We start from the raw sequence: 14,036 nt of genomic DNA, 5'->3' as shown, positions 1-14,036 counted from the left end.
CGGCGCATCCTGCACCTGCGAAATGCGTCTTGCCCATCTCACCTTGCCTTCACAGCCATTGCCGCGGTCGGTGAAATGTTCAAGTAGTACTTGAGGTTTATGCCTTGGCGCCCTGATCGGCGGCCGTTTTCCGGGCTATCCACACAGCCTGTGGATAACTTTGTTGAAAAGTCGCCCGCCGCGCCTGCGAAGGCCAATGGATCCGCCGTTTTTCTAGCTTGCACGATTTACGCGCACGCGGCTTTCTTTCAGGAAAATCAAACACTTATGCGTTCCGTGCACACAGCCTTCCCTGTTGCGCCGCGGAAAGAACCAGCCGCGACAGCTTTGTGCATAAGTCAAGTCTTGACAGGCGGCTTACGCACCAGAAAGCGCGAAATAAATCGCTTGACACCCCGTTTGGGCCAGATGGGGCCAGCCGCACGCGAGTAGTCACTCACCCCTACTGCACCAAAGCGGCGAAGATTCCACCCGTGCCCCCGACTTCACGCACTGCTGCGGCCCAATTCAAACGCTATCGCACCGCAACATTGATCTTGATCGTGTTACTTCGCTTTCCACCGCAGCGCGCGGCTGAAGCTGTGCACCTCATCCACGAGCACCGACACGGCTTCGGGTGGCGTGAACTGCGAGATGCCGTGGCCCAGGTTGAAGATGTGGCCATCGCTGTCGCCGCCGGCTGCGTAGTCCTCAAGCACGCGGCGCGCTTGGGCGCGGATTGCATCAGGTTCTGCAAACAACACCGTCGGGTCCAGGTTGCCCTGCAAGGCGACGCGGCCCGCCGTTCGCTGGCGAGCGCGCTGCAGGTTGACGGTCCAGTCCACACCCAGCGCGTCGGCACCGGTCTCGGCCATGCCTTCGAGCCACAGGCCGCCGCCCTTGGTGAACAGGATGACCGGCACGCGCTGGCCGTCAGCCCCGGCGCGAATACCCTTCACCACGCGGGCCATGTAGGCCAGCGAAAACTCCTGGTAGATGCCATCGGCCAGCGCTCCGCCCCAGGTATCGAACACCTGCACAGCCTGTGCGCCTGCATCGATCTGCGCGTTCAGATAGTCGATCACGGCCTGCGCGTTGATCTCCAGGATGCGGTGCATCAGGTCCGGGCGCGCGTAGAGCATCGACTTGACGGTGCGGAAGTCGTCCGAACCGCCGCCTTCGACCATGTAGCAGGCGAGCGTCCATGGGCTGCCCGAGAAGCCGATGAGCGGCACGCGCTGGCGGCCGTCCTGGACGAGCGCGCGGCGGATTTCCGCCACGGCGTCAAACACGTATTGCAGCGACGACATGTCCGGCACCGACAGCGCCGCCACATCGGCTTCCGTGCGCACCGGCTTGGCAAAGCGCGGCCCCTCGCCTTGCGCGAACGACAGCCCCAGGCCCATGGCGTCGGGCACGGTCAGGATGTCGGAAAACAGGATTGCCGCGTCCAACGGGTAGCGGTCCAGCGGCTGCAGCGTCACTTCCGTCGCGTACGCAGGCGACTTGGCCAGGCCGAGGAAGCTGCCGGCCCGCGCACGCGTGGCGTTGTACTCCGGCAGATAGCGGCCCGCCTGGCGCATCAGCCACAGCGGGGTGTAGTCGGTCGGCTGGCGGCGCAGGGCGCGCAGGAAGGTGTCGTTGGCGAGCGGGGCGGACATGGCGATGGACTCTTGAGGAGGGCGCCATTGTAAGGGATGGTGTTTTTATCCTTCCCTGACCCAGGCCAACCCGTCGCCAATCACGGCACAAATATCACGGCACCTTGTGCGTATCGCCCGCGCGCTGCGGCGGCAGCTTGATCGCCATCGACTTGAAATCCGGGCTGGTCGTCAGCGTTCCGTGCACCACGCCGCGCGGAATCACGACCAGATCGCCCGCCCGGACCTCTCGCGGCGCGTTGTCGAGCCAGACGGTGGCCGTGCCCGACATCACGTACTGGATTTCGTCGGCGTACGTATGCGTGTGCTTGACGACGGTACCGACCTGGACGCCCACCGTGCCGTTGGCCGCCGTGACCAGCGTCTTGGTGCGCAGCGTACCCATCTCGGCGATGACGGGGCCGATCTCGTCAGGCGTCATGCCGCCCATGTTGACGATCTGCGCCGCAAGCGGCGGTGCCGAGGCCGGAGCCGATGCCGCCGCCGGTTCTGGCACTTGCGCAAACGCGCCGACACCGCCGGCAAAGAGGGCGGCAGCGGACACCGCTCGAATCACAGCAACAGGACGCTGGCGATGCATGATGGCTCCTCCTCATGACGCGGTCGCCGTCAATGCGCGGCGGTCCGTGGCGCGTTGGTTGGCGCGTTCGTCTGGCGCGCTCGCGGCGATTGTCGCATCGGCATGCGGCCGCGTAGACCTAGGGCGATTCCCGAGAAACCGGGCGCCGCTCCCAAACCGGCTCGCCTATAGTGGACGGCGCCAAGCCCACCACAAAACGACATCAGAGGAGACCGGCATGACGCATAAAGGAAGCTGCCACTGCGGCAACGTCGCATTCGAAGTTGATGGGCACCCCGAAAACGCGATGGCGTGCAACTGCTCGATCTGCCAGCGCAAGGGCTCGCTGCTGTGGTTCGTGGCGCGTGACAAGGTGCGGCTGCTGACGCCGGAAGACAACGCAAGCACCTACCTCTTCCGCAAGCACGTCATCAAGCACCGCTTCTGCCCCACCTGCGGCATCCATCCGTATGCCGAGGGCGTCATGCCCGACGGCACGCCGATGATTGCCGTCAACGTGCGCTGTCTGGAAGACATCGATTTGGCCAGCGTGCCGGTCACCCACTTCGACGGGCGGTCGATGTAGCAGCGCGGCGCGCTACAGCCACATCTGCATCACGCGCTCGCCGGCCTCCACCGGCTTGCCGTTCGGCATCCACACCGCATCCAGCATCGGCCGCACGAGATCGAGTTCGGTCGACATGCCGTCCTGCCGGCCAAAGCGTGCGCTGTTGGCGGCCTGCGCTTCCACCACGCGGCGGTCCTGCTCCGCCACGCGATACAGGAACGGCCAGACGAACCAACGCACGGCCCAGGCCGGGGCCCAGCGGTTTTCCACATGCAGCGTGGCGAACAGGCGCGTGCGCATCTCGTCTTCGGGCGTGAAGTGCAGCGTGAAATACAGCGCACTGCCGTTGGCGTAGCGGTATTCGAGCTGGGCGGTGGAAGGCGCGGCGATACCGAAATGCGCGCGCTCCATCGTGCGCGGCGATTCGAACAGGCGGTACAGCAGACCGCTTTGCTGCGGCTGGCCGGCGTAGTCGACCTGCAGGCCATCTGCCGATTGGGCGACGGTCACCGTCATCGGCTGGCGCGCGCCGTGGCTGCGCACGAGGCCGGGATGCACGAGATGCGTGTGCAGCGGGTCGAGAAAATTCTCCAGCGCATCGGCCGGGCGCGCCTGCCACAGCGTGCTCCACAGAAAGCGGCGGCTGCCGGCCGGCAACCGACGCAGAAATTCTGGCAGGGCGGCCGGGGAAGCTTCACCCGGCGGCCGTGCGCTCATCCAGATCAGCCCGTCGTGCTCGAACACCTGCCACGCATTCACTTGCACGGTGGGCACTGCGGCGCCTGGGCACATGCCCGGCATGGTGGTGCAGCGGCCGTCGGCGCCGAACGTCCAACCGTGGTATTTGCACTGCAGCGTCTCGCCAACGAGCTGGCCGTCGGACAACGGCACATGTCGATGCGGGCAGCGATCATCCAGCGCAAGCAAGCCGCCGGAGGGCAAGCGCGCGAGCACCACCGCGCGGCCAAACACGGTCACGCGCATCGGTTTGTCGCGCAGGCGGTGCGCCTCGGCGACGGGGTACCAGCCGCGCAGCAGCGTGGCGTTCCAGGCGGTCATAACTGAAAGCGTTGCATGATCGGCACGCCGATCCGGGTGGTGAGGGTGCGCAGCACGGCGACGGCGCGGCGCGTGGCGGGTGGCAGATGCCTGCAGTAGACGGCGCTCATCTCGATGGCCGGCACGCCTCCGCGCAGGCGCTTGAAGTGCGCGGCGCCAGCGCTCAGGTTCAACTCGGCATCGCGCGTGATGGTCAGGCGCAGCACGTGCGCCATCAGCAGGCGATACAGCCCTGCTTGCTGGGGCCACGTCGTGTCGTAGCCGACGATGGGCGCGGTCAGCAACGGCCCTTGCCCAAACACGCCGACCACCGCGCGCAGCACGCCCTGCGCATCCCGAAAACCCGCGCATTCGAGCAGCCCAGCCGCATGCCACGCGCGAAGAAACGCTGCGGTGTAACGCGGGTTCAGCGCGGAATACTTGTCGAGATAGAGCCGCGCATAGAGCCGCTCGGCCTGCGCGAAGTCGGTGTCGGTCAAGGCGTCGTGCGGCACGAAGGTCAGCGGCGTCGCGTCGAGCAGCTTGAGGTCCCGCCGCAGATCGCGACGCAGTTCCGACACGCGCGACGCACGCTGCAACTGCAGGAACAGATAGACCTGCCGCGTGGGGATCAAATCGAAGCCGGCAGCCGTGGCGGCGCGCAGCCAGTCGGCGTGCTGGATCGTGTTGAGCGAACGCAGCCAGATCGCGCGGTCCGGCCAGCGCTCGCGGCATGTTCGCGCGAGCGCTTCCAGATCGAAGGCCGCCGCCGATGGATACAGGTTCGTACTGACCAGCCAGTTGTTGACGGCCACCGCACGGTCGAGCTGCGCATGCCGCATCCACGCATCGGCCAGGCCGATGGCGCCGCGCAGCACCGGCCGCAGCATGCGCGGCATCAATCGCTCGGATTCTTCCGCCGCATAGCGGCCGTACGTGGTGATGGGCGAGCAGACCCAGGCGTTTTCGGCATGGTCGGCGCGATCCTCACTGCCGTTGATGGTCACGGGCAGCGGCAGACCGCCAGCCTCCACCACGTCGACCTGCGTCACCAAGTTGGCGACGAACGGCTGCGACGCCTGCCCGCGATGCACGTGCAGGAACGCGCCGGCCTTGTCGGCAAAGCACGCATGCGGCACCGCAGCGGGCGCGTTCATACCTCGGGCAGCGCCTGGCCGTCCCACTCGATGTCTTGCGTGGCGGCTTCGCGCATATTGCAACGCTGGGCGATGGCCATGCGCGCATAGGCGCCAAGATCGCGCACGCCGCCCCACAGCGGGCCGCGATCGCCCGGCGTGGCGATGACGTCGGTGGCGGCGCGCCAGTCGTGGCGCCATTGGCGCAGCGTGCCGTGGCGCAACGCATCGAACAGCCCTGCCGATGCCATCACCGCAGCCGCCATGCGCGGCACACCGGGCGACGGTTCAATGCAGCCGTCGAGCGTGCCGGCCAGCGCGGCGGGCAACGCATCGCCAAGGCCGAACAGGTGGCAACCGCTGGTCGCGCGCGGGTTGCATTCGAGCGGGCTCACGCGGCCGTCGGCCTGCCGGATCCAATCGAACGAGAGCTGCCCCGTGAAGTCGAGTTTGCGCGCGAAGTTGGCAACGAAGTGGCGCACCGCGTCGATGCGCGCGGGCGTGAAGTAGAAGCTCGCGCTGGTCGACATGCGCCAGTCGGGGCGATACAGCGCATGGGCCACGAGCCGGCCGCGATCGACCACGCTGTACGAGCAGAACTCCTGGCCTGCCACCAACGTTTGCACCACCCAGGCGCCGAGGTCGGCCAGCGGCGGCGCATCGTCGGGGATGCCGTTGCGATACAGGCGCACATGCACGCCAAAGCGCGAGAACTCCGGCTTGAGCACGACCGCGCGCCCCGCCGCCCAGGCGCGCGCTTCGTCCAACGTTCGCACCCGCGCGGAGACCGGCACATCGGCCCCGCAATCCTGCGCCAGTTCAAGGACCGTCCATTTGCTGTGCACCGCACGCAGCTTGTCGAAGTCTTCGGCCAGCACGCGCACGTGGCTCGGCAAGCGATGCCGATAGCGCGATACGAAGAAGACTTCCTCGCACGTCGGCACCAGCAGATCGATGGAACGCTCGCACACGATGCGCGCGAGGTCGGCCGCAAACTGCGCGGGTGCATGGCGCGGCGATGCAATGCGAAAGGTTGCCGAAACCGCCCTGGAAGCACCGCTGATCTGGCATGGAATGCTGTCGGCAATGCAGACCGTCCACCCCTGGTGGGCAAAGCGGCGGGCATGGTCGAGCGCCACGGGCGCGCGGCCACCGAGGATCAGCACATTGGGCATACGGGCGGAGCGTTGAGGTCAGGCAACGTCCGCCGAAGGTGAGAAGCGCGGGGGATGTTGCCGGGGCTCCATTCTAGGCAAAGGAGCACCCGGCCCGGGCGCGTTGAAGAGGGGTGCGGCGCGTCAGGCGTTGCGCAGCTTGAACAGCCCAACCGTGCGCGCCAAACCGTGCGCCTGTTCGTTGAGCATCGACGATGCGGCGGTCGACTGCTCCACCAGCGCGGCGTTCTGCTGCGTGGCCTGGTCCATCTCGGCGACGCTGCGATCGATCTGGCTGATCCCGGTGCTCTGCTCATGCATTGCGCCGTCGATCTCGCCGATGATGCGCGCGACACGCTCGATGCCCTGCACGATTTCCTGCATCGTGGCGCCTGCGGCCTGCACGCGTTGCGCGCCGGTCTTCACGCTGGCTTCCGATGCCTGGATCAGGTCCTTGATTTCGCGGGCGGCCGTGGCGCTGCGTTGCGCCAGCGTGCGCACCTCGCCGGCCACCACGGCAAAGCCGCGGCCGTTCTCGCCGGCGCGGGCGGCTTCCACTGCGGCGTTCAGCGCGAGGATGTTGGTCTGGAACGCAATGCTGTCGATCACGCCGATGATCTCGGTAATGCGCGCCGACGACTTGGCGATCTCGTCCATGGTGCTGACGGCGCTGGAAACCACTTCGCCGCCGCGCATGGCGGCATCGCTTGCATCGCTCGCCAGGCGCGTGGCCTGCACGGCCGCATCGGCGGAGTTCTTCACGCTGGTCGTCAGCTCCGTCAACGCGGCAGAGGTTTCCTGCAGGTTGCTGGCCGAAACCTCGGTGCGGTTGGAAAGATCACGGTTGCCCGCTTCGATCTCGCCGGTGGCGGATTTCATGCTGTCGACGCTGGCGCGCACTTCCAGCAGCGCTTCGCCGATCTTGTCGATGAACGTGTTGAACGATGCGCTGATCTGCGCCACTTCATCGTTGCCCACCACGGGCAGACGGTGCGTCAGGTCGCCGCCGCCGGAGCCGATGGTGTCCATCGCATCGCGCACCTGCGACAGGCGCCGGAACGACTGCGACGTGAAGAACGCGGCGATGCCCACGGCGGCCAGCGTCAGCAACACCATGGCCACGGCCAGCGCCTTGACGACATTGCGCAGACCGGCGGTGGCTTCGGCCTTGTCCAGCGCAATCACGAGGTACCAGTCGGTGCCTTGCACGGCTTGCGCCTTGAGCAGCTTCGGCGCACCGGCCAGGTCAACCTCCAGCGGCGACGTCGCCTTGGCCAGGTTGCCGAGCGTATCGGCGGTGAGCGATGCCGCCACGTCGGTGGCCGGCTTGAGCATCAATTTTGCGTCGGGGTGCGCGATCACCTGGCCATCCTTGGCAACCACGAAGGCGAGGCTCGACGGTGTCGGGTGGACCGCCGCCACCACATCGCGCACGCCCTCCAGCGGCACGGCGCCGGACAACGCGCCGGTGGTTTCGCCGTTCTTGACGAGCGGCGCCGCAAACGAAACGTACGGCACACCGGTCGACACGTCGCCGTAGGGCTTGGTAACGAGCAGTTGGCCTGCCGCAATGGCCTGCTTGTACCAGGGGCGGCCGGTCGGGTCGTAGTCCTTGGGCGTGGTGGCGCTGGTGGAGATGAAGCTCTTGTCGGTCCAGCCGATCGTGATGATGGGGAAGCCGTTGGCGTCGCCCATATGCTTGCCGAAGCCTTGGGGGTCACCATGCTCGATCACGCGCGCGGTAGCCTTGACGGCCTGCGCCTTCGCCGCGACCCATTTGTCGATGGCGAGCGTGTTGCCACTGGCAATGGCGGCGAGGTTCTGGTCGATCGTTTCCATCGTGTTCGAACGCACGATGGAATAGGTAGCCGCCCCGGACAGCGCGAGGGCGCCCACCACGGTGGCCGATGAGATGAGGAGAATTCGGGTGCGGAGAGAGGAGATCATGTTTCTTCTAGGCCAAACGTTTTCCATGAATCTGACTGCGTACGGTATTTGCCGCAGCGCCCTCCAGAACCGACTGCTGGCTGTCGGGGGCCACCCAAGCTGCTACGGCAGTGCGCAGACGAACTTGAGGCGCCAAAACCCCGTCCCCACGAAGGGATGGCTGCTATAAAGGAAAACGTTTCGCATCATTGCCCAGGCAATTCACCCCTTGAAAACCCAACCCCATGCACGACGCGCTCCACATCGACCCGGCCACCGGCGACATCCGGTTCGCTGACATCCGCATCACCCCGGAAACACGGGCCGACGACCTGCCCCCGCGGTTTGCCGTCGGGCCGGTGCGGCCGGTCAGTGTCGAAGGCAAAGAGGTCCCCTGCCAGTTCGCGACGGTGGCCGCGCTGGACGACACCACGCCCGTCACTGTCAGCCTGCGGTTTGAAGCCGACGCGCTCGTCAGCGTCTTCGTCGAGCTGGCGCAGCCGGTTTCGTACGACGACATCGGCGTGGTGGAACAACGCCACCGCCGCTGGATCGCCAGCAAGCTTGGCAAGGATCCGGGCGGCCTGACGGACTATCCGTGGGGCAGCGCCGGCGTGGCGCAGGACAAAAGCGGTGGGGTGCACATCTTTCTGCACAACCGCAACAACACCTGGGCGCGTTGAATACGTCGAATAGGTTGTAAGACGCCCCCGCATCGGCCCGAATTGCGGCCCCGGCATCGTTTGCAGTACCGTCGCTGGCATTCCCACCGGAGCCGGGAGCCCAGCGCCATGGCCGTGCTGTTCACCATCCTGAAGATTGCCGTCGTGCTGGTGCTGGTGTCGTCACTGGCCGAGGCGATCGTGTTGTCGCTGCGAAACGGCTGGGCCAACTACGACTGGAAGGCCGCTGGCGTGTCGGTCGTCGATTTCCTCGTACGCGAGTACCCACTACGCTGGCTGCTGCCGCTGGCGTTCTGGACGCAGGGGCTGGAATGGGTCTACCAGCATCGCCTCTGGACGCTGCCGATGGACCACTGGACGGGCTGGGCCGCGTGCTTTCTCGGCCAGGAGTTCTGCTACTACTGGTACCACCGCGCCGCGCACCGCGTGCGCTGGTTCTGGTGCACGCACGCCATCCACCACTCGCCGAACGACCTGAACCTCTCGGCCGCCTACCGCTTCGGCTGGACGGGCCGCTTGACCGGTACCCTCGCCTTCTTTGCGCTGGCGCCGCTGCTGGGCATGCCGCCGCGCATCGTGTTGATGCTGCTATCGCTCAATCTGCTATACCAGTTCTGGATCCACGCCACATGGATTCCCCGCCTGGGGCCCCTGGAATGGGTGCTGAATACGCCCTCGGCGCACCGCGTGCATCACGCGTCCAACCTCGAATACCTGGATGGCAACTACGGCGGCGTGCTCATCGTGTTCGACCGGCTGTTCGGCACCTACATCCCCGAACGCAAAGACGTGCCCTGCCGCTACGGCCTCGTGCACCCGATGCGCACGTACAACCTGCTGGTGATCGAGTTCGCGCACTGGCGCGCGCTCTGGCAAGACCTGAAGACGGCCCGTTCGGCCGGCGAAGTGGTGGGCTATCTGTTCCGCCCGCCAGGCTGGCGGCCCGACGGCCATGGCGAAACGACGGAGGACCTGCGTCGCCGCGCCGCGCTCATTCCTGATGAGCCCCCCGTCGCCCCGGCGGTTGCTGCGAACTGAACTACGGCAAGCGCAGCGTCTGCGCCAAGTGGCCATACACCACGGCAATCCGCCGCAAGTGGCGCGATTCCGGATGCGTCAGCAGCCACAGTTCCGACTGATTGGCGTCCTGCAAATCCCGTAGCGACACCAGATCGCTGCGCGCCTGCGCCATCACCAGGGGCAGGATGCCGACGCCCACGCCCATCGCCACCATCTCGGCCGCAATCTGCAGGCTGTTGACGAAATACGTGGGCATGACTTTGGGGAAATGCCGTTTGCGCCAACCGACTGACGGGTGATCCGGAATGGCGTCGTCAACGGCCACCCACGGCGTGCGGCCCGCTTCGACATCGGCGTAGGTGATGCCGCTCGCGCACGCGGCGTATAGCCCCACGCGAATCGAACCGACGTGCTTGCCCACCAGATGCTGCGGCGGACGACGCGTGGCCCGCACGGCAATGTCGGCATCGCGCCGGGTCAGGCTGGCCAGCTCGTTGCTCACGCGGAGGTCGTAGTTCAGGTTCGGATGCTGTGCCTGCAGCCCCTTCAACGCGGGCGCGACCAGGCCGACGAGGATGGTGTCCGTGGTGGTGATGCGCACGGTGCCCGACACCTGATCCGGCACCGCATGTACCGCCGATCGCGCGGCCTCCAGTGCCGACTCCACCTGCTCGGCCTGTTCCGCCAGCGCGTGCGCCAGGTCGCCCGCCACGTAGCCCGTGCGCGAGCGCGCAAACAGCGTGGCGCCCAGCCCGCGCTCGATGCGCTGCAACGACCGGAACACCGTGGAAGCATCCACGCCAAGCCGTTCGCCGGCCGCCGCCAGCGTGCCGGTGCGCACCATCGCCAGCACGATCTCCAGGTCTGCCGCGCTCAACCGGTATTGCGTTTGTGCAAGCATGATTTGCTGCTCCGCCTATTTCATTGGCACTGGCGCAATCCTACAGTGTCGTCACCGCCGCCGTTGGCGGCTTTCCAACCTGTTCACGAGACGATGACCATGAAGCTCTATTACTCCGCCGGTGCCTGCTCGCTGGCCGTCCATATCGCCCTGCGCGAAGTCGGTGCGCAGTTTGACCTGACCGCTGTCGACCTGCCCAAGCACCTCACCGCTGACGGCACGGATTTCTATACGATCTCGCCGCGCGGTTACGTGCCGCTGCTGGAGCTGGCCGACGGCTCGCGCCACACCGAAGGCGCCGCGCTGCTGCAGTACGTGGCCGACCTCGACCCGACGCAGGCGTTGATCGGCAAGCCGGGCAGCGCGCGCCGCCTGGTCGTGATCGAATGGCTGACTTTCGTCAGCACGGAGCTGCACAAAGGTTTCGGCCCGCTCTGGTACAAGGAAACGCCGGAAGCCACCCGCCAGGGCGCCAAGGACAAGCTGGCCAAGCGCTTTGCCGAACTCGACGCACGCCTCGCCAAACAGCCATATCTGACCGAAACCTACAGCGTGGCCGACGCCTATGCCTTTACGGTGCTGAACTGGACGAACTTCCTGTCGCTGCCGATGGGCGCGTATCCGAATGTGCAGGCGTATATGGCCCGCGTGGCTGCGCGGCCGCACGTGGTTGAAGCGTTGACGGCCGAAGGCTTGATCAAGGCTGACGCAGCCAGCGCCGTCGCCTGATCGGTAGCCGGGGATCGGCCGGTCCTAGACAAAACCGCCGATCCCGCCCCCTACTCCGCCCAACGTTTGCGGAACGTCTTACAACACATCCCCATGTTGTAGATAGGCTCTCTCGGGCCTGCACGCGGTGCTGTCACAGGCGCGTCGCTACAATCCCACGCTTTGCGTCTTCTGCAGTCCGCAGGTCTCCCATGTTCAAGCACGTTGTTTTCGCCCTGGCCGTTGCGGCTGCGGGCATGCCGGTTCTCGCGCGCGCGGAAGTGCACGGCGCGGGGTCGACCGCCGCTGCGCCCGTCTATCGCGTCTGGGCCGCGGGATACGCCGCATCGTCTGGCGTGACGCTGAGCTATGACGCGGTGGGCTCGGGGGAAGGCCTGAAGCGCATTCGCGCAGGCGCCGTGGATTTCGGTGCGTCCGACGTGCCGCTCTCCAGCGCGGAGGCTGCCAAGGCGGGCCTCGTCTGCGTGCCGTCGGTCGTCACGGGTGCGGTGCCGTTCGTGAACGTGCCGGGGGTGCCGCGCGGTCAGCTCAAATTGACGGGCGAACTGCTGGCGCAGATCTTCCTCGGCAAGGTCGAGAGCTGGGGTGCGCCGGAGCTGCGCGCGCTCAACCCTGGCGTAACGCTGCCCAAGCTGAAGATCCATCCCGTCGTGCGCGCCGATGGCTCAGGCACGACGTACCACTTCACCGATTACCTGAGCGCCGTCAGCGCCGACTGGAAAAGCACGTACGGCACCAAGTCGACGATCAACTGGCCGGCAGGCTTCACCGCCGCAAAGGGCAGCGGCGATGTGGTGAAAGCGGTGCAGGCCACGGCGGGCGCCATCGGCTATGTCGATTACAACTACATCCTCGACAACGACCTGAGCGGCGTGCAGTTGCGCAACGCGGCGGGCCGCTTCGTCGGCGCACAGGTGAGCGGCTTCCGCGAGGCCGTGATGCAAAGCGCGTGGAACCGCAAAGGCGATTTCACGGCGCCGCTCATCAACCTGCCGGGCGCGGAAACGTGGCCGATCACCATGGGCACCTTCATCGTCGTGCCGGCAGTCAGCGCGTCGGGCCCGCGCACGCTGGCCGCGCTCAAGTTTCTGACGTGGGGTTATTTCCACGGTGACGAGCTGGCCGCGCGCGCGAAGTTCGTGCCGCTGCCCGAGCGCGTGCAGGCGATTGCGTATCGTGAACTGGCGCGCGTGACGGATACATCGGGCGCCGCCATCGGCCTGCAGAGCATGCCCGCGAACTGGGGCAAATGATCTTTGCCGGTGCAGTGTCTGCACGGGCAACAGCACCGTTTTGATGCCGCGCGGGTGGCCCCCTGAAAGCTTTGCAACAAGGCTGGATTGTTCCGACGCGTTTCCTATAGTGGTCACTCGCCGCGCAAGCAGCCCCGCGCGTCAATGCCAGAGCCACGACGGGAAGCAACCATGGGTACCGCCATCGCAGACCAGGACGAGCAGATCCAACAGATCGCACAGGACACCGGCGCACCGGCCGATCTCGTCCGCGAGCAGTACATGCAGACAATGCGCACATTGGCGGCCGACGCCAGCGTGCACGACTATCTCTCGCTGTTTGTCACACGCCGCGTGCTTGCCGCGTTCCGCCCGCGCCGCACGCCGACGCGTTAGCCCTGCCCCGCTTATTCCTCGCTGATCATCCCGACGAATGCATGCGCCGCGCGGCGCATCCATTCACGTGCGCGCTCGGCCTCGAACTGCATACGCGCAAAGGCGTGCGTCATGCCCGACGCCTCGATGGTGATGACCTGCGCGCCGTGCTGCACGAGGTAGTCGGCGTATTGCAGGCCGTCGTCGCGCAGCACGTCGTGCGCTGCCACGATGACGACGGTATCGGGCGGCGTATAGGCCGGCGCGCGTGCCATCAGGAAGATGCGGGGGTCCTGCTCGGCGAGCGCTTTGGCGAGGGCTTCGGCACCGATGTACTTGTCCCAGTACCAGCGCATTTCATCGCGCGTGAGGCCAGGGCCTTGTGCAAACGCGTTGTAGCTCTCGCTGCCGAAAGCCGGCGTGGTGACGGGGTACAGCAGGAATTGCGCATTGACGAGGCCGGGACGCATACCCTGCGCGGCCTGCACCGCGAGATGGCCGCCCGCGCTGTCGCCGCCAACTGCGAGGAAGTCTGGATCGAAGCCGAGGTGCACGCGCTGCTCGGCCAGGTACGCGAGCGCGTCGCGTGCATCGTCCGCCGGCACGGGAAATGGATGCTCAGGCGCGAGGCGGTAATCGACACTCACCACGGCGCAGCCCGTGTCTTGCGCCACCAATGCGGCGAGCATGCGATGTGTTGTGCGCGGCGCGCCGACGACCCATCCCCCACCGTGGAACCACACGAGCAAACGCGGCGTTGCCACACCCTTCGGACGAAAGACGATGGCGTCGAGCGTGCGCCCGGCAAGCGGCAGGCTCAGGTCTGCAACTTCAACGCCGTCGGGATCGGGGCGATCGGACACAGCCGCAATGGCTTCGAAGCGCACGCGTTGCGCGGCCGCTTCTTCAGGCGGCGGCAAGGCGCCGAACTGTTCGGCAAGGCGTTGGTAGAACTGCAGGATTTGCGGATCGACGGCCATGATGTAAGCGGGATGCGATGACCGCCGGAGTGTAGCGCGCCGCGCTGGCTTGAAGCCTTCGATACGTCGGGACGCCGCGCCACCGCGGTTGTCAC

General features: G+C 66.4%; 14 protein-coding genes. 6 read left to right on the top strand and 8 right to left on the bottom strand.

Features of this window, described 5'->3' with window-relative positions:
* Nucleotides 1–545 precede the first annotated feature (545 nt).
* Nucleotides 546–1,640 (bottom strand): uroporphyrinogen decarboxylase, encoded by a 1,095-nt coding sequence (gene hemE, locus R2669_RS14755; RefSeq protein ID WP_316900835.1) that lies wholly within the window; start codon nt 1,638–1,640, stop codon nt 546–548.
* A 94-nt stretch (nt 1,641–1,734) separates the two neighbouring features.
* Nucleotides 1,735–2,220: a cupin domain-containing protein gene (locus R2669_RS14750; RefSeq protein ID WP_316900834.1), complete on the bottom strand. Its 486-nt coding sequence runs from the start codon at nt 2,218–2,220 to the stop codon at nt 1,735–1,737.
* 217 nt (nt 2,221–2,437) lie between these two features.
* Here R2669_RS14750 and R2669_RS14745 point away from each other — a divergent pair, with 217 nt between their 5' ends.
* Nucleotides 2,438–2,785, top strand: a complete 348-nt coding sequence (locus tag R2669_RS14745) for a GFA family protein (RefSeq protein ID WP_027678864.1) — start codon at nt 2,438–2,440, stop codon at nt 2,783–2,785.
* Nucleotides 2,786–2,797: 12 nt separating this feature from the next.
* On the opposite strand, the gene R2669_RS14740 is transcribed toward R2669_RS14745, so the two are convergent.
* The 4 genes from R2669_RS14740 to R2669_RS14725 form a co-directional block, all read right to left on the bottom strand.
* Nucleotides 2,798–3,826 carry a Rieske 2Fe-2S domain-containing protein gene (locus R2669_RS14740; protein WP_316900832.1) on the bottom strand — a complete coding sequence of 343 codons (1,029 nt, stop codon included), beginning with the start codon at nt 3,824–3,826 and terminating at the stop codon, nt 2,798–2,800.
* Nucleotides 3,823–4,962: a hypothetical protein gene (locus tag R2669_RS14735; protein ID WP_316900831.1), complete on the bottom strand. Its 1,140-nt coding sequence runs from the start codon at nt 4,960–4,962 to the stop codon at nt 3,823–3,825. Before R2669_RS14735 ends, R2669_RS14740 begins: the two co-directional genes overlap by 4 nt.
* Nucleotides 4,959–6,116: an ATP-grasp domain-containing protein gene (locus R2669_RS14730; RefSeq protein WP_316900830.1), complete on the bottom strand. Its 1,158-nt coding sequence runs from the start codon at nt 6,114–6,116 to the stop codon at nt 4,959–4,961. The genes R2669_RS14735 and R2669_RS14730 overlap by 4 nt, the downstream gene beginning before the upstream one ends.
* A 123-nt stretch (nt 6,117–6,239) precedes the next feature.
* A complete protein-coding gene (locus R2669_RS14725) occupies nt 6,240–8,042 on the bottom strand; it encodes a methyl-accepting chemotaxis protein (protein ID WP_316900829.1) in 1,803 nt (600 codons plus the stop codon).
* A 224-nt stretch (nt 8,043–8,266) separates the two neighbouring features.
* Between R2669_RS14725 and R2669_RS14720 the strand changes: the two genes are divergently transcribed.
* Nucleotides 8,267–8,704: a hypothetical protein gene (locus tag R2669_RS14720; RefSeq protein WP_316900827.1), complete on the top strand. Its 438-nt coding sequence runs from the start codon at nt 8,267–8,269 to the stop codon at nt 8,702–8,704.
* Nucleotides 8,705–8,812: 108 nt separating this feature from the next.
* Nucleotides 8,813–9,742 (top strand): sterol desaturase family protein, encoded by a 930-nt coding sequence (locus R2669_RS14715; RefSeq protein WP_316900825.1) that lies wholly within the window; start codon nt 8,813–8,815, stop codon nt 9,740–9,742.
* Nucleotide 9,743: 1 nt separating this feature from the next.
* Here R2669_RS14715 and R2669_RS14710 read toward each other — a convergent pair whose 3' ends face one another.
* Nucleotides 9,744–10,625, bottom strand: coding sequence for a LysR family transcriptional regulator (locus tag R2669_RS14710; protein ID WP_316900823.1), 882 nt, complete (start codon nt 10,623–10,625; stop codon nt 9,744–9,746).
* 99 nt (nt 10,626–10,724) lie between these two features.
* On the opposite strand from R2669_RS14710, the gene gstA reads away from it, so the two are divergent.
* From gstA to R2669_RS14695, 3 genes are all read left to right on the top strand, one after another.
* Nucleotides 10,725–11,354, top strand: a complete 630-nt coding sequence (gstA, locus tag R2669_RS14705) for a glutathione transferase GstA (RefSeq protein ID WP_316900821.1) — start codon at nt 10,725–10,727, stop codon at nt 11,352–11,354.
* A gap of 191 nt (nt 11,355–11,545) precedes the next feature.
* On the top strand, nt 11,546–12,607 hold the full coding sequence (gene pstS / locus R2669_RS14700; RefSeq protein ID WP_316900820.1) for a phosphate ABC transporter substrate-binding protein PstS: 1,062 nt from the start codon (nt 11,546–11,548) through the stop codon (nt 12,605–12,607).
* A 171-nt stretch (nt 12,608–12,778) separates the two neighbouring features.
* Complete coding sequence (locus R2669_RS14695) at nt 12,779–12,982, top strand: DUF3562 domain-containing protein (protein WP_304538600.1); 204 nt, start codon at nt 12,779–12,781, stop codon at nt 12,980–12,982.
* Nucleotides 12,983–12,993: 11 nt separating this feature from the next.
* Here the strand turns inward: R2669_RS14695 and R2669_RS14690 are convergent, their stop codons facing one another.
* Nucleotides 12,994–13,941 (bottom strand): alpha/beta hydrolase, encoded by a 948-nt coding sequence (locus R2669_RS14690; RefSeq protein ID WP_316900816.1) that lies wholly within the window; start codon nt 13,939–13,941, stop codon nt 12,994–12,996.
* Nucleotides 13,942–14,036 lie beyond the last annotated feature (95 nt).

Origin of the sequence: Ralstonia edaphi (assembly GCF_958350185.1) — a bacterium.
Classification (GTDB): Bacteria; Pseudomonadota; Gammaproteobacteria; order Burkholderiales; family Burkholderiaceae; genus Ralstonia; species Ralstonia edaphi.
The sequence above is the reverse complement of the archived record's forward strand: the minus strand, read 5'-3'. Positions and strand labels throughout refer to the sequence as shown.

Coding starts and splice junctions, on each gene's coding strand:
- hemE (WP_316900835.1), bottom strand. CDS start 1,640: ATGTCCGCCCCGCTCGCCAACGACACCTTCCTGCGCGCCCTGCGCCGC.
- R2669_RS14750 (WP_316900834.1), bottom strand. CDS start 2,220: ATGCATCGCCAGCGTCCTGTTGCTGTGATTCGAGCGGTGTCCGCTGCC.
- R2669_RS14745 (WP_027678864.1), top strand. CDS start 2,438: ATGACGCATAAAGGAAGCTGCCACTGCGGCAACGTCGCATTCGAAGTT.
- R2669_RS14740 (WP_316900832.1), bottom strand. CDS start 3,826: ATGACCGCCTGGAACGCCACGCTGCTGCGCGGCTGGTACCCCGTCGCC.
- R2669_RS14735 (WP_316900831.1), bottom strand. CDS start 4,962: ATGAACGCGCCCGCTGCGGTGCCGCATGCGTGCTTTGCCGACAAGGCC.
- R2669_RS14730 (WP_316900830.1), bottom strand. CDS start 6,116: ATGCCCAATGTGCTGATCCTCGGTGGCCGCGCGCCCGTGGCGCTCGAC.
- R2669_RS14725 (WP_316900829.1), bottom strand. CDS start 8,042: ATGATCTCCTCTCTCCGCACCCGAATTCTCCTCATCTCATCGGCCACC.
- R2669_RS14720 (WP_316900827.1), top strand. CDS start 8,267: ATGCACGACGCGCTCCACATCGACCCGGCCACCGGCGACATCCGGTTC.
- R2669_RS14715 (WP_316900825.1), top strand. CDS start 8,813: ATGGCCGTGCTGTTCACCATCCTGAAGATTGCCGTCGTGCTGGTGCTG.
- R2669_RS14710 (WP_316900823.1), bottom strand. CDS start 10,625: ATGCTTGCACAAACGCAATACCGGTTGAGCGCGGCAGACCTGGAGATC.
- gstA (WP_316900821.1), top strand. CDS start 10,725: ATGAAGCTCTATTACTCCGCCGGTGCCTGCTCGCTGGCCGTCCATATC.
- pstS (WP_316900820.1), top strand. CDS start 11,546: ATGTTCAAGCACGTTGTTTTCGCCCTGGCCGTTGCGGCTGCGGGCATG.
- R2669_RS14695 (WP_304538600.1), top strand. CDS start 12,779: ATGGGTACCGCCATCGCAGACCAGGACGAGCAGATCCAACAGATCGCA.
- R2669_RS14690 (WP_316900816.1), bottom strand. CDS start 13,941: ATGGCCGTCGATCCGCAAATCCTGCAGTTCTACCAACGCCTTGCCGAA.